At 65.9% G+C, this 13,103-nt stretch carries 18 protein-coding genes and 2 tRNA genes; 10 read left to right on the top strand and 10 right to left on the bottom strand.

Annotated elements, in window-relative coordinates; genetic code table 11:
• Window positions 1-3 precede the first annotated feature (3 nt).
• Window positions 4-339, top strand: a complete 336-nt coding sequence (locus tag VF522_RS18985) for a HigA family addiction module antitoxin (protein ID WP_330909874.1) — start codon at window positions 4-6, stop codon at window positions 337-339.
• 9 nt (window positions 340-348) lie between these two features.
• On the opposite strand, the gene VF522_RS18980 is transcribed toward VF522_RS18985, so the two are convergent.
• The 3 genes from VF522_RS18980 to VF522_RS18970 all read right to left on the bottom strand — a co-directional run bounded on the left by VF522_RS18980 (window position 349) and on the right by VF522_RS18970 (window position 2,004).
• Window positions 349-612, bottom strand: a complete 264-nt coding sequence (locus tag VF522_RS18980) for a hypothetical protein (protein WP_330909873.1) — start codon at window positions 610-612, stop codon at window positions 349-351.
• A gap of 108 nt (window positions 613-720) precedes the next feature.
• A complete protein-coding gene (locus tag VF522_RS18975) occupies window positions 721-948 on the bottom strand; it encodes a hypothetical protein (RefSeq protein ID WP_330909872.1) in 228 nt (75 codons plus the stop codon).
• 36 nt (window positions 949-984) lie between these two features.
• Window positions 985-2,004 (bottom strand): Arc family DNA-binding protein, encoded by a 1,020-nt coding sequence (locus VF522_RS18970; RefSeq protein ID WP_330909871.1) that lies wholly within the window; start codon window positions 2,002-2,004, stop codon window positions 985-987.
• A 103-nt stretch (window positions 2,005-2,107) separates the two neighbouring features.
• Here VF522_RS18970 and VF522_RS18965 point away from each other — a divergent pair, with 103 nt between their 5' ends.
• The 6 genes from VF522_RS18965 (at window position 2,108) to VF522_RS18940 (ending at window position 6,232) form a co-directional block, all read left to right on the top strand.
• Window positions 2,108-2,293, top strand: a complete 186-nt coding sequence (locus VF522_RS18965; RefSeq protein WP_330909870.1) for an Arc family DNA-binding protein — start codon at window positions 2,108-2,110, stop codon at window positions 2,291-2,293.
• 244 nt (window positions 2,294-2,537) lie between these two features.
• Window positions 2,538-4,202, top strand: a complete 1,665-nt coding sequence (locus tag VF522_RS18960; protein ID WP_330909869.1) for a hypothetical protein — start codon at window positions 2,538-2,540, stop codon at window positions 4,200-4,202.
• A 26-nt stretch (window positions 4,203-4,228) separates the two neighbouring features.
• The gene (locus VF522_RS18955) at window positions 4,229-4,663 is read left to right on the top strand and encodes a hypothetical protein (RefSeq protein WP_330909868.1); all 435 of its coding nucleotides are present in this window, start codon (window positions 4,229-4,231) and stop codon (window positions 4,661-4,663) included.
• On the top strand, window positions 4,660-4,887 hold the full coding sequence (locus VF522_RS18950; protein ID WP_330909867.1) for a hypothetical protein: 228 nt from the start codon (window positions 4,660-4,662) through the stop codon (window positions 4,885-4,887). Before VF522_RS18955 ends, VF522_RS18950 begins: the two co-directional genes overlap by 4 nt.
• The gene (locus VF522_RS18945) at window positions 4,884-5,330 is read left to right on the top strand and encodes a hypothetical protein (RefSeq protein WP_330909866.1); all 447 of its coding nucleotides are present in this window, start codon (window positions 4,884-4,886) and stop codon (window positions 5,328-5,330) included. Before VF522_RS18950 ends, VF522_RS18945 begins: the two co-directional genes overlap by 4 nt.
• A 20-nt stretch (window positions 5,331-5,350) precedes the next feature.
• Entirely contained in the window at window positions 5,351-6,232 is an 882-nt protein-coding gene (locus tag VF522_RS18940) for a tyrosine-type recombinase/integrase (protein WP_330909865.1), read from the top strand.
• Between the two features lie 100 nt (window positions 6,233-6,332).
• On the opposite strand, the gene VF522_RS18935 is transcribed toward VF522_RS18940, so the two are convergent.
• The 4 genes from VF522_RS18935 to VF522_RS18920 all read right to left on the bottom strand — a co-directional run bounded on the left by VF522_RS18935 (window position 6,333) and on the right by VF522_RS18920 (window position 9,728).
• A tRNA-Arg gene (locus VF522_RS18935) sits at window positions 6,333-6,409 on the bottom strand.
• A gap of 91 nt (window positions 6,410-6,500) precedes the next feature.
• Window positions 6,501-7,682, bottom strand: a complete 1,182-nt coding sequence (locus VF522_RS18930; RefSeq protein WP_330909864.1) for a CaiB/BaiF CoA-transferase family protein — start codon at window positions 7,680-7,682, stop codon at window positions 6,501-6,503.
• Window positions 7,682-8,851 (bottom strand): acyl-CoA dehydrogenase family protein, encoded by a 1,170-nt coding sequence (locus VF522_RS18925; protein WP_330909863.1) that lies wholly within the window; start codon window positions 8,849-8,851, stop codon window positions 7,682-7,684. The genes VF522_RS18930 and VF522_RS18925 overlap by 1 nt, the downstream gene beginning before the upstream one ends.
• Window positions 8,852-8,855: 4 nt before the next feature.
• The gene (locus tag VF522_RS18920) at window positions 8,856-9,728 is read right to left on the bottom strand and encodes an FAS1-like dehydratase domain-containing protein (RefSeq protein ID WP_330909862.1); all 873 of its coding nucleotides are present in this window, start codon (window positions 9,726-9,728) and stop codon (window positions 8,856-8,858) included.
• 275 nt (window positions 9,729-10,003) lie between these two features.
• Here VF522_RS18920 and VF522_RS18915 point away from each other — a divergent pair, with 275 nt between their 5' ends.
• Complete coding sequence (locus tag VF522_RS18915; RefSeq protein ID WP_330909861.1) at window positions 10,004-10,153, top strand: hypothetical protein; 150 nt, start codon at window positions 10,004-10,006, stop codon at window positions 10,151-10,153.
• A 10-nt stretch (window positions 10,154-10,163) separates the two neighbouring features.
• Window positions 10,164-10,355: a hypothetical protein gene (locus tag VF522_RS18910; protein ID WP_330909860.1), complete on the top strand. Its 192-nt coding sequence runs from the start codon at window positions 10,164-10,166 to the stop codon at window positions 10,353-10,355.
• Here VF522_RS18910 and VF522_RS18905 read toward each other — a convergent pair whose 3' ends face one another.
• Window positions 10,356-11,102 (bottom strand): hypothetical protein, encoded by a 747-nt coding sequence (locus VF522_RS18905; RefSeq protein WP_330909859.1) that lies wholly within the window; start codon window positions 11,100-11,102, stop codon window positions 10,356-10,358. It lies immediately after the preceding gene.
• A 233-nt stretch (window positions 11,103-11,335) separates the two neighbouring features.
• Here VF522_RS18905 and VF522_RS18900 point away from each other — a divergent pair, with 233 nt between their 5' ends.
• Window positions 11,336-11,848, top strand: a complete 513-nt coding sequence (locus VF522_RS18900) for a hypothetical protein (RefSeq protein ID WP_330909858.1) — start codon at window positions 11,336-11,338, stop codon at window positions 11,846-11,848.
• An 8-nt stretch (window positions 11,849-11,856) separates the two neighbouring features.
• Here VF522_RS18900 and VF522_RS18895 read toward each other — a convergent pair.
• A tRNA-Ile gene (locus VF522_RS18895) sits at window positions 11,857-11,933 on the bottom strand.
• Between the two features lie 67 nt (window positions 11,934-12,000).
• A complete protein-coding gene (gene hrcA, locus VF522_RS18890) occupies window positions 12,001-13,011 on the bottom strand; it encodes a heat-inducible transcriptional repressor HrcA (protein WP_330909857.1) in 1,011 nt (336 codons plus the stop codon).
• Window positions 13,012-13,103: the final 92 nt, after the last annotated feature.

Below are 13,103 nucleotides of genomic sequence, written 5' to 3'. Positions count from 1 at the left end.
AACATGATGAAGAACGGCATGCGAGCGATCCACCCAGGAGAGATCCTGCTGGAGGAATTCCTCAAGCCGCTGGGGGTCACGCCGCACGCGCTGTCGAAGGCACTGCGCGTGCCGCCGGCGCGCATCAACGACATCTGCCTGGAGCGCCGCGGCGTGACGCCGGACACGGCACTGCGCCTGGCGCGCTTCTTCGGTGGGGACGCGGAGTCGTGGCTGAACCTGCAGCTGGCCTACGACCTGAAGATGGCGGAGAAGGCGGTGGCGAAGACCATCGCCAAGGAAGTGCCTACGATCAAGCAGCTCGCGGCGGAGGACGAGAGGTTCGCGCTGGCCGCGTGAGAGGGGCTCTCACACTACCTGGAGCGCGGGCTGCTGCGGAACCAAGTCGAGAAGGACAGTGATCTTCTCGTAATTGGAGCCTAACTCCCACTGGCGGACGACCACGACGAACAAGCTGCTCACACCCGGAAAGACAACAATTTCGTTGCGCTGGCAGGCAGCACAGAACACACGGTTCTCTTCCGCTGAAAACTGCGATTGTGGGCGCCATCCGGCGAGCACTGCGTCTGCGGCAGCAGTAAAAGTAATGTCGTTGATCCGCGTGAAGGTCATGTCGGGCCTGCAGATGAGTGAGTTCGAACCTCAATCCTGCGGCCCCTGACGCACAGTGACATCCACCGACCAGCGGAGTCTTTAAGGCTTACTTCTCTCCCGCGCCTTCTAAGCGTCCCAAGACAGTCCCGCCGTTCCCTGGATTTCTTTGATGCGGCGGACGATCTCACCGGTCTTTGCGTCGGCTTCGAGAAACAGGCGAAGCCTTTCTCCAGTGAAAGACTCTCCACCAGTCTTCAAAAGAGCAACTGCGTGCAGAAACGCGCGCTCGTATTCAACAGTGAGATGCCGCAGTTCTGCGGCATCTTCGGGAGTGATAAAGGTTCGCTGGTTCATGAGATTCTCCGGAGCAGGCGTCCATGGCAGCTTGTATCAGCGGCCTCCCTTCTTTGCGCTTGTCTTGGCAGATGTTCGTTTGACCTGAGGTCGCTCGGAGTCGTCCTGGGCAGCGATTGCGCCGGGCGGCGCTTGGTAGGGGTCGTTTTCGACCACTTCGGTGGTGTCGAAAAACGAAGGCACCTCTGCCCTCTTCGCGAGCAACTCTTGGCGCTTCTCGGGCGTCTGGCGGAGGAGATATTCCTCCATACGACTTTCCAGGTCCCGCGTTTTGCTAGTTAGGAGTTCCCGCATGTCGTCCAGCCGCTTGACCAGGGCGTCTCGCTCTGCGATCACGACCTGCAGTTCTCGACCTACCTCTGGCAAGGCCCGCTCCAGACGACGGAGCTCCGAGACTTTGGCCTCCGCGCGCGCGAAGTCATCGTCTGTTTTGGCCGCCTTGACTATCGCGTCCACCTCCGAGGCGATCACTTGATGTCTCGCATGAAGATTTTCCGCGCGGAGCCGGATTACCTCGGCGCGCATCGCGAGCACCTCGGACTGCATCTGCACAGATCCAATTTGCAGCTGTAGTGCATGTCGCAGATCCAGAGCCCCTCCGTGCGGGGCGGGGGTCGTCTTCTGCTCTGAAACTGTGCGCACCTGTCTGATCAGGTCGTCCGAACGAGCACGCTCTTTCTCGATCAGCGCGCTCAGCTTGTCCCGCTCCTCCGTGAGTCGATTCTGGACCACCTTCGCGTCCACAAGGCGGCGGGAGAGATCCTCAATTTCGGCGCGTAGCTCCGGGACGGTCTTGCTCCAGTACCTTGTATCGCTCTCCGCCTTGGTCGCACGGGCCTTCGCGTCCTCTACCTGTTGCCGCAATACGGCGAGACGTTGCTTGGACTCTTGGCTCTCGACGAGCAGGCGCTCGGCTGCCTGCAGCCGGGCGATGATTTCGGCATTGATGCTTCTGTTGTTGCCTTTTGCCGCAGCAGCGATCTGTTCCCGCATGCCCTCCGGGAACCGGACGATGTATCGCCCGGCCAGCTCGCTTGGGTACCTCTGCTCCGCCATGCCAAGCATCATATTCCGACTTGGCATACGGGTCATTATGCCGACTTGGCATGCATGCCGACTTGGCATAGAGTAGTCATATTCCAACCCTTCGGCGGTGATCATGACTACCCGACGTGTGAAGCAGGAGTACAGGGCGACAGCCATTCGACTGCCCCCCGACGTGCATGCCGCCGTGCACGAGGCGGCCAAGCAGCAGGAGCGCAGCTTCAACGGGCAGATCGTCGCCGTCCTCCGGGCCGCGCTCCTGCGGCCGCAGGGCCCAACGCCGCACGAACCCTCGACCTGAGCAAGTCACTACAGAAAGGCGAACGCCGAGGGCTCTGACCTCCTCGGCGCTCTGTATCAACCCCCTGCCTAGCAAGCGAAAGGACTGACCTATGGATTCTCTCACCCATGCACGCGAGCGCGCAACCGCGGCCTCTCCGGCGCCGGCTCAACAGCCCCCGCGGCCGCCCTACGGCACCAGCGACTCCAGCAGCGCGGAAGCACCCCCTGACTGGAAGCGTGGTAAGGAGGTCCTCTGCGACCTCATGGCTGCCATTGAGAAGATCCCGAAGGATCACCGCTTTCTGGAGCGCGAATATCGCCCGATCGGCGTGGAGCTGAACCTGCAGCCGACGATGGATGCCCTTGCGCTGCTCGACGCGCACCCCGGTTGGCGGATCGGTTTCGCCCACGCGCTCACGGGCCTGATTGCTGCGGGCCTGCCCTCTTCCGACGTCGTCCCCTACGGCCCCGACGAGTTGCGCAAGTTGACGGCCGAGGCCTGCATCGGCCCGGGCACCTTCGACGCCGCTGCATGGCAATCGTCGGTTACCGCTGCGCCCGGCGGCGAGGAAACCTCCTATCGCGACCAATTCATGGCCGGCGTGCGGCACTGCGCCGACATGCTGGGACGAGGCGCGGAGGTTCGCGAACAGGACGGTGACGCAGCCGAAATTCAGGCGGGTTACCGCGGACCGGCGGTGGCGCAGAACAGATTCGTGCGACCGTTCTTCTCGCTCGAAGGCCGGAGCGCTGCCTTCAAGGACGGTTTCGCCGCATCGCTGTCGTCGTTCGTTGCAGAACACGCAGAGGAGGACGGAGGCGAATTCCGCTCGATCACCTTCGAGGAGATTCACGGCGGTCCCGACGTGCTGTACATGTCCAACGACGACCCGAACACCGTCTTTCTGGGAGAGATCTCCGAGCGCGTGTTCAAGTTGCGCAACTTCAAATGGTCGGACAAGAACGGCCGAATCGAGCAGGCACGCAGTGCGGCGGCCGACATGACCGGGACCATCGTTCTGAGCGAAGCGCGTGCCGCGCTGCAGGTGGTGCTCGATTCTCTCCGCCTGGCGCACGCCGAGATTTCCGCCACGAGTAAGCACCTGCCCGCGGGAAATTCGGTGGCCAGCATCACGAATTTCAACGCCGAGCTGCTCGACCTGATCGGCCGCATCGAAACCTACTCGAACGAGGCCGCCCCGGCTGTTGCGACCACCCCCATTGTCGAGAGCCAGCCTGCGCCGGAGACCGAGCCAGCGCAGGCTGGCGCCAATCCGGACGACGTGCGCAAGGGCCCGGAGTTCGAGGCCGACTGGCAGGTTATCGTCGACCCGCCCACCTTCGACGACCCGAGGCGCACGGCCATCGCTGAAGCGTTGAGCCACCTGAACTACTACACCGAGGCACTGGAGGAGCTCGGGAGCATCGGCGACGAGGCTTCCGATCTGGTGAGCCAACTGCACGAGGACTTCTGGCCTGCGGTGCGTGGGATGCGCACGGGCGTGCCGACCGCGACCCTCGAAACGCACGTGCACAACATGCGCGCCATCCTGGCAAAGGTGGTGGAGGTGACGCCCAAGCGCTCTGCAGGCCGCCTGCTCGCCAGCGCCTGCATCGAGCGGTTGGATGGCGATGCTGGCTGCGCCAGCACCGACGCGACCACGACCGACGCCACGCCGGACGCCCTCATGCCGGAACGCAAGGAGATCGCGTTTTTCGCCACCATCGACATCGATCCGCTGCTGCAGAAGGCGCTGGAGATCGTGGCCGGCGAAGGCGCGCGCGCGATGATGCCGGAGGACCACTCGGTGCTGAAGGCATTGCTGCTGCGCGCGGCCCGCCTTGCCGACGTCGCCTTCGACGCGCTCAGCGAAGACGAGACCGACCTCGACCAGCTGCGCGAGGTGCTGTCCGGAGCGGCGGAATGACCGAGACTCGGACGAGGGGAGCCGCGATGCAGCCAGCTGCGCACGGCCGGGTGTACGCCTTCCCAGGGGCGCCCGCTCCGGTGCAGAACCCGGCCCGCCGCGGCCGGTACCCCTCCGGCGTGGTGGGCCTCCAGGCCTACCGCCGGCAGAAGCTCATCGAAGCCGCGCCGCCGCGGCAGCAGGCCGCTCCGCTGCCGGAGGACGAGGGCGAGCCTTTCATGGGGCACCTAATCGGCGCGCGCCTGGTCGACATCCGCGGCAATGCCGTGGTGGTGATGGCATCCTTCGGTCGGTACCTGATGACCGAGCACGACACCGGCGAGGTGCACTATCGCAGAGGCTACCTGTGCAAGATGATCGAGACCGGGAAACGCTTCTTCTATCCGGCGTGGACCCTCTTCAACGCCGACGGCGACGTGACGCACCTGCGGTTGGCCACGGGTGGCCGCGACAAGCCATGAGCACCGGGCTCCTCTCCTCGCGGGCGGCCGACGAACACCGCATCGCCGTGGCCGCGATGGAGGCTGCCGTGCGCGCGCGCCGCCTGCGCAATCAAGCGGCGCGGGCCCGCTTCCCCTTCCAGCGCCAGCTCCTCGCGCGCCAAGCGGCCGCCATCGAGAACGGGATCGTGCTGGTGGCCAACATGCTCATGGAGCGCGCTGCGCAGCAGAAGGCCCGCGCGTGAGCATCCAGCAGATCCAGCCGCGCCTCGTGCGGTACCTGAACGCCCCCGGGTACCTGGGGCTGGACCGCAACAAGTTCGATGCCGAGGTGCGGCCGCGCCTGACCGAGATCTGGCTCGGCCCGCACAGCCTGGCCTTCGACCGGCTGGAGCTCGACGAGATCGCCGACGGGTATAAAGCCTCGCATGGACGCCCGGGCCCGCAACGGAAAGGAGAACAACCATGCGAACCCGGACAAGGGGAATCCAGCTTGCCCCCGATGGCAGCAGGACCCTCGACCAGGGCTACAAGGGAAGGCGCATCTTCGAGCGGCTCGGCAAAATCAGCCAGGCCGAAGCGGAGCAGCAGCTGCAGGCAAGACGCGACGCAATCGACCGGGAGCTCGAAAACGAAGGTCGACGAGGTGCTGAACGCCTGTGGGCAGATGGCGCGCGGAAGTACCTGATCGAATGCCAGCAGCGCAAGGTGCGCACGCTGGAGCTGATCGCGTACCACGTGAAGCTGATGCTGCCGTACATCGGCACCCAGCCGATGGGCGATGTCTGCAACGACAGCCTCGAGGATTTCAAACTAGATCGACTGGACGACGGCGTGAAGAACGCCACCATCAACCGGTCGCTCGAGGTGGTGCGCACCGTCATGAACCGCGCTGCACGCGTGTGGCGCGAGGATGGCAGGCCCTGGTTGTCGGCGCCGCCGCTGATCGAAATGCTGGACGAGGCTGCGCAAAAGCGCGAGCCCTACCCGCTCTCGTGGAGCGAACAGGCGCAGCTGCTGCCGCACCTGCCCTCGCTCAACGCGGACATGCTGGAGTTCTCCCTGAACACCGGCACGCGCGACGAGAACGTGTGCGGCTTGCGCTGGGAGTGGGAGGTTGAAGTCCCCGAGCTGCAGCGCAGTGTGTTCGTGATCCCGCCCGAGTTCTACAAGACCAACAGGAAGCACGTGCTGATCCCCAACGACACGGCCTGGCACATCGTGCAGCGCCACCGCGGCCGCCATGACGAATTCGTCTTCGTCTACCGCCGCGAGCGCACCGTGCACAAGGATCGGCCGCCTGCAATGGAGTTCCACAGGGTGGGAACCATGAACAACACCGCGTTCCAGGAGGCGCGCACGTCCGCCAAGCTGCCGAAGTTCCGGATCCACGACGCCAGGCACACCTTCGGGCAGCGCCTGCGCGACGCCGGGGTCAGCGAGGAAGACCGCGCGCTACTGCTGGGCCACGCGATCGAGGGCATGCCGCAGCACTACGCCACGGCCACGGTGGCCAGGCTGGTGGAGGCGGCGAACTGCGTCAAGAAGTCAGCGGACCGGACGACCCTGCTGCGGGTCGTGAACGGCTGAGTCTCGGAAGCGGAGAAGAAAAGTCACGCACAAAGTCACGCACAAAGAAAAACGGGCTAGATGCCTGAACATCTAACCCGTTGATCTAGAACCGAAATTCTGGTGCGGCTGGCAGGATTCGAACCCACGACCCCTTGGTTCGTAGCCAAGTACTCTATCCAACTGAGCTACAGCCGCGAAGCCTCGGAGTATAGCAGGGTTCTGGAGGCCTCTTCCCGGCCTTGCGACTTTTCGGGCTTGCGGGGTCCCGCGGCCGTGCGCCGCATCGTCAGCAAGCACCGCTTCCGCGCAGGCGGGCAACGGCCTTCGCGTCGCGCCCCAGTTCACGCAGGATCGCCTCGGTGTGTTCGCCGACCGCCGGGATCGCGTCCATGCGGTAGTCGAATCCGCTGTGCACGCCGGGAGGCAGCAGCGCCGCGATGGGCCCCGCAGGCGACTCCACTTCGGCGACGCGTCCGCGCGCCAGCAGCTGCGGGTGCCGCCACAGGTCGCCGACGCCGTTGACGTGCGCGTTGGCGATCTGCGCAGCTTCGAGACGTTCCATCACCTGTCCGGCCGTGAGCTGGCCGAAGACCTGCAGGATGATCTGCTGCAGCGCCTGCCGGTGTTCGTTGCGGCGGGCATTGCTCTCGAAGCGCGGGTCGGTCGCGAGTCCCGGCTGCAGCAGCACCTTGTCGCAAAAGATCTTCCACTCGCGTTCGTTCTGCAGTCCCAGCATCACCGTCTTGCCGTCGCCGGCGGCGAAGGGGCCGTACGGATAGATCGTCGCGTGGGCGGCGCCGCTGCGCGGAGGCGGCTCCGCGCCTTCATAGGCGTAGTACATGGGAAAGCCCATCCACTCTCCCAGCGCCTCCAGCATGGCCACATCGACGTGCGAGCCGCGGCCGGTGCGCTGACGCTGCAGCAGCGCGGCCAGGATGCTGGAGTACGCGTACATGCCGGCGGCGATGTCCGCGATCGAAATGCCGGCCTTGCTCGGTTCCTCGGGCGTGCCGGTGACCGACAGCAAGCCCGCCTCGCTCTGGATCAGGAGGTCGTAGGCCTTCTTGTCGCGATACGGGCCATCGTTCCCGTAGCCCGAGATGTCGCATACGACCAGTCGCGGATGCTTTTCCGAGAGCTGCGCGTAACCGAGCCCCATGCGCTCGGCGGCGCCGGGTGCGAGGTTCTGCACCAGGACGTCGGCGCGCGCGAGCAGGTCCGCGAGCACCTGCATCGCCTCGGGCTGCTTCAGGTCCAGCGTGAGGCTTTCCTTGGAGCGGTTGACCCAGACGAAATGCGAAGCCAGTCCTTTCGTCCTGCTGTCGTAGGCGCGGGCGAAGTCGCCGCTGCCGGGACGCTCGATCTTGACCACGCGCGCGCCGAGGTCGGCAAGCTGGCGCGTGCAGAAGGGCGCGGCGATCGCGTGCTCGATCGACACGACGGTGATGCCATCCAAAGGTCGCGTCATCAGAAGGACCTCGGCAGCCCGAGCAAGTGCTCGGCCACGTAGGAATAGATCAGGTTGGTCGAGATCGGAGCCACCTGGTAGAGGCGGGTCTCGCGGAACTTGCGCTCGACGTCGTATTCGTGCGCGAAGCCGAAGCCGCCGTGCGTCTGCAGGCAGGTGTTGGCGGCTTCCCACGAGGCCTTGGCCGCGAGGTACTTTGCCATGTTGGCCTCGCCGCCGCAGGGCTGGCCGGCATCGAACAGCGAGCAGGCCTTGAAGCGCATCAGGTTGGCCGCCTCGGTCTCGATGTAAGCGTCGGCGATCGGGAAGGCCACGCCCTGGTTCTGCCCGATCGGGCGGTTGAACACCACGCGCTCGCTCGCGTAGCGGCGCGACTTTTCGACGAACCAGTAGGCGTCGCCGATGCATTCCGCCGCGATCAGCGTGCGCTCGGCGTTGAGCCCGTCGAGGATGTACTTGAAGCCCTGCCCTTCCTCGCCGACCAGGTTCTCGGCCGGGATCTCCAGGTTGTCGAAGAACACCTCGTTGGTTTCGTGGTTCACCATGTTCGGGATCGGCCTGACGGTCATGCCGTTGTCGATCGCCTGGTGCAGGTCGACGATGAAGATGCTCATGCCCTCGCTCTTGCGCTTCACCTGCGCGAGCGGCGTGGTGCGGGCCAGCAGGATCATCAGGTCCGAGTGCTGGATGCGCGAGATCCAGACCTTCTGGCCGTTGACGACGTAGCGGTCGCCCTGTTTCACCGCGGTGGTCTTCAGCTGCGTGGTGTCGGTGCCGGTCGTGGGCTCGGTCACGGCCATCGACTGCAGCCGCAGCTTGCCGCTGGCGATGCCGGGCAGGTACTGCTTCTTCTGTTCCTGCGACCCGTGCCGCAGCAGCGTGCCCATGTTGTACATCTGGCCATGGCAGGAGCCGGCGTTGCCACCGGAGAAGTTGATCTCCTCCATCACGACCGAAGCCTCGGTGAGGCCGAGGCCCGAGCCGCCGTATTCGGCGGGGATCATCGCGGCCAGCCAGCCGGCCTCGGTGAGGGCGTCGACGAAGGCTTCGGGATAGCCGCGGTCGGCATCGACCTTCTGCCAGTAGGCGGAATCGAAACGGCCGCACAGGTCGCGCAGGGCTTCGCGCATGTCCTGGTGCGCATCGGGTGTGGGAATGCGGGTCTTCATGGGTTCAGCGGAAAGTGGCCTCGGCCTGCATCGTGAGCCAGCCCTCGTGGTCCTGCGCCCAGAGCTGCGCGCTCCTGCCGTCGGCGGCGGGCTGCCCGTTCACGCGGAAGGGATGCAGGTCGAAGGTGGGCCGCACGGCACGGAAGCTGAAACTCGCCAGCTTCGCGCCGGACGTTTGACGGCGCGCGAGATCGACGAGCAGCGTCGCGATCAGCGGGCCGTGCACGATCAGGCCCGGGTAGCCCTCGACCTCCGTCACGTACTTGCGGTCGTAGTGGATGCGATGGCCGTTGAAGGTCAGCGCCGAGTAGCGAAAGAGAAGTACGTCGTCGGGCACGATCTCGCGCGACCACGCCGCATCCCCGGGCGCGGGCTGCGGCGCCGGCACCGGATCGCCCGGCTGCGCGGCCGCGCGGTACACGATGTCGTGCTCCTCGGTGAGCGCGACGCCCTGCGCGTTGCTCACCTCATGCCGCACCAGCACGAACACGAGGTCGCCGGTGCGGCCCGCCTTGTGCGTGACCGACGCGATGGTGGACTTGCGCTCCACTTCGTCACCGACGCGCAGCGGCGCGTGCCACTGCAGGCGGCCGCCGGCCCACATGCGGCGCGGCAGCGGCACCGGCGGCAGGAAGCCGCCGCGCTTCGCGTGGCCGTCGACGCCGATCTCGCCCTGGCGATGACCGGGCAGGAAGTAGAGCCAGTGCCACAGGGGCGGCAGCTCGGTGCCGCGCGCGGGCAGCGGATCGTCACGGTCCAGCGTCGCGGAGAGATTGCGCACGGGCGCCGCGGTGATCTCGTCGTGCAGCGTTTCGCTGCGGCCTTCCCAGCTGCGCAGCTGGGCCAGCAGCTCGGGGGTGAGGTGGGCGTCGGACATTCGCCGATTACACCAGCGTTCACGGCCCGGCCCTTTTGTCCACGCCGGCAGTGGCTTCGCTGCGGTGCATCACGGCACGATGGAACCGCACCTCCCGATCCGGATCAGACCGAAGTGGACACTCGCGAAGGCGGCGAAGTTGTCCTACACCGCGTTTCGCGCTGAGCTTCGATCCTGCGCAGACCGCCGATGGAGGAGAAATGGAAAAGGGCGCTTACCGCATCCAGAGCAGCAGTCCCATTTCAGGCGCGCTGTGGCCGCCAGGCAGGCAGCATATGATCGTCCCCGACCGCAACCTGGCCGTGTCGCTCGCGGCCAAGAGCGTGACGGCGCCCGGCTCGGTGATCGAGGTCGTGCACGTGCCTTCGGGCGAGGTCGTGTTCCGCAAGCCCTCGAGCCCGTCGCCCGAGACCCTCCTGCAATGAGCCCCACCGCATGATTCACCCGTTGTCCGGCTGGACCGACACCCTGCGGGCCAGCATCAACCGCCGCGTCGTCGAACACCGTCTCGCCGAAGCCGTGGCCCGCCTCCCGCACGAACCGGAAAGCCGCTGCACCTACCAGCACCTGCTGGAAGAGCACCTGCGGCTCACGGGTGAGCCGCGGCCGCAGGCGCGCGAGAAGTAGTTACTGCTTCGTACCGACGAAGCCGATGGCCTGCTTGCCGAGCGCGGCGGGCAAGGCCACCGCGGCATAAAGCTTTTTCTGGTCTTCGCGATACCACGCGACACCGAAGAACGGAGCGCCAGGTGCAAAGCAGGGATAGGCGCCCAGCCTCATAACGAGGTCGTACGCCGCCTCGTCCTGGCGCCGACTGACCTGGCCCACGATCTTGCAGCCATTGAGTTCGGTGGTGACCGCGCCGTTCGCATACACGTTGAACGTCGTGCCCGGACGCGGACCGAGCGCGAACACCACGGTGCCGGTGTGGCGGCCGACGATGGGAGCGATGCTGTCCGCATACGCCGCCTCGGCGTCGTGGCGGGCCGAGAGCTTGCGCGGCGGCGTGCCGTCCAGCCTGACCGTGCCCTGGACCGCCATCTTCCGAGGATTCAGTTCGAGCTTGACCTCGGCGGCGCGCGCCACCGGCACTTCCCAATTGAAATCGGTCGCGCTGGACGTCGACGTCATCCCCTGGCCGATCGCACCCTTGCCGATCAACACGCCCGCGAGCGTTTCCTCGCCCGGACGCGAATAGAGCACGTAGTAGCTATCGTCGCCCAGGACGACGCCCGCCAGCTGACGGTCCGGCGCCAGCTGCCCGTACCACTGGCCCTCCGGCGATTCGCCGCCGCCGCAAGAGGCGAGCAGCACGGTGACGGAAAGGGAGGCAGCGAGCCTCGCGACGACTCCCAACGACTGGATGGCCTTCATGGCAGGACCCTTCGCAACAAAAGGTGTCAAAGAGTTGCAAAAACCAAGCGGGCCGTCAAAGCCGCCAATCCCGTGGGGGCGGGGGGCGGCAGTTTGTCACGGTTCGCAGGGTAGGACCCCGGGAAGACCCGAACGAGAAATCGCCCGGCAGGGCAGGCGTCGGCGGTTCAGCGGCCGTTCATGGCCCGTTGCCTAAAGTACTTGCATCGCATCGTTTTTACCGAGGGGACTTCATGAACTCTTCTGTCCGCACCTTCACTACCGCCGCCGCCCTGCTGCTCACCGCCGTTGGAACGCTCGGCGTCGCCACACCGGCCGCCGCCGAACATCGGTATGCCGTCGCCCCTTCCCATGCCGCGCCGGCCCTGCGCATCGAGCGCTTCGATATGCGTGACGAGGGCGATTTCCGGCCGGGCAACGAGCTGCGCTTTCGCATGGTGGGCACCCCCGGCGTCAATGCGTACTTCCAGATTCCCGGGGAACTGACCCTTGCCTCGATGACCGAAGTGCGCCCGGGCGTCTACGTGGGTAGCTATGTGATCCGCCGTGGTGACAACCCGGAGCACTTCTTCCGCGCCAACGGCATCCTCAAGAGCGGCTCGCACAACGTAAGCGCCAGGCTGGGCAACTCCGGCGTGGAAGACCGTGATTTCGCCTATCGCGGCCGGCCCGAACCGCAGATCTTCGAGCCGCATCGGTATTACAGCGACCGCGGCTGGGCCGACAGCAGCTACCGGCGCTATTGAGTGGTGACTGGTAGGCCGTGCTGGACTTGAACCAGCGACCAAGGGATTATGAGTCCCCTGCTCTAACCAACTGAGCTAACGGCCCGCCGGGTGATTGTAGGGATCGAAAGCGGGAGCCCTGGGCCCCCGCCTTCGCGGGGGTGACGATGAGCTCACCCCTTGTGGCTCAGCGCATTGCTCACCAGCCGCGAGGTGATGTCCACGATCTGGATCATGCGGTCGTAGGCCATGCGGGTGGGGCCGATCACTCCGAGGGTGCCGACCACCTGGCCGTCCACCTCGTAAGGCGCGCTCACCACGGACAGTTCCTCGAAGGGGACGATCTGGCTTTCGCCGCCGATGTAGATGCGCACGCCGTCGGCCTGGCTGGAGACGTCGAGCAGGCGCATCAGCTGGGTCTTGTGCTCGAACAGCTCGAAGGCGTGCCGCAGGTGCGACATGTCGCTGGCGAAGTCGCTCACGGCGAGCAGGTTGCGCTCGCCGGAGATCACCACCTCTTCCTGTTCCTGCTTCAGCGCCTCGGTGCTGGCCTCCACGGCCGTCCGCATCAGCGTGGCGATCTCGCCGCGCAGCTGCTCCACCTCGTTCTTCAGGCGCTCGCGCACCTCCTCGATGGCGAGTCCGCTGTAGTTCGCGTTGAGGTAATTGGCGGCTTCGGCCAGTTGCGACTGCGTGTAGTCGGCCGCCGTGTGGACCACCCGGTTCTGCACGTCTCCTTCCGGCGACACGATGATCACCAGGAAGCGGCGCTCCGACAGGCGCAGGAATTCGATGTGGCGAAAGACGGAGCTGCGGCGCGGCGCCACCACCACGCCCACGAACTGCGACATGTTCGACAGCATCTGCGCCGCCTGCGCGATCACCCTTTGCGGCTGGTCGGCCGGCAGCGGCACCGGCGCGGCGAAGTCGTCGCGGCGCGCCGTGAGCATGGTGTCGACGAAGAGGCGGTAGCCGCGGGCGGTGGGGATGCGGCCGGCGGAGGTGTGCGGGCTGGCGACCAGCCCCAGTTCCTCCAGGTCCGACATCACGTTGCGGATGGTGGCCGGGGACAGCTCGAGCCCGGACGCGCGCGACAGGGTACGCGAGCCCACGGGCTGGCCCTCGTCGATATAGCGCTCGATGAGGGCTTTCAGCAGCAGCTTGGCGCGGTCGTCGAGCTTCATGGCACTTCCCTCGGCCATTCTAGTGACGTTCCTCCCGCCACTGCCAGCCGATGTGCCCGAATCCGCATTGCCGCCCGAGGGGCCTGTGATGT

The sequence above is a fragment of the Ramlibacter sp. genome (genome assembly GCF_036383835.1).
GTDB lineage: Bacteria > Pseudomonadota > Gammaproteobacteria > Burkholderiales > Burkholderiaceae_C > Ramlibacter.
This window is presented reverse-complemented; position numbering and strand designations above follow the sequence as displayed.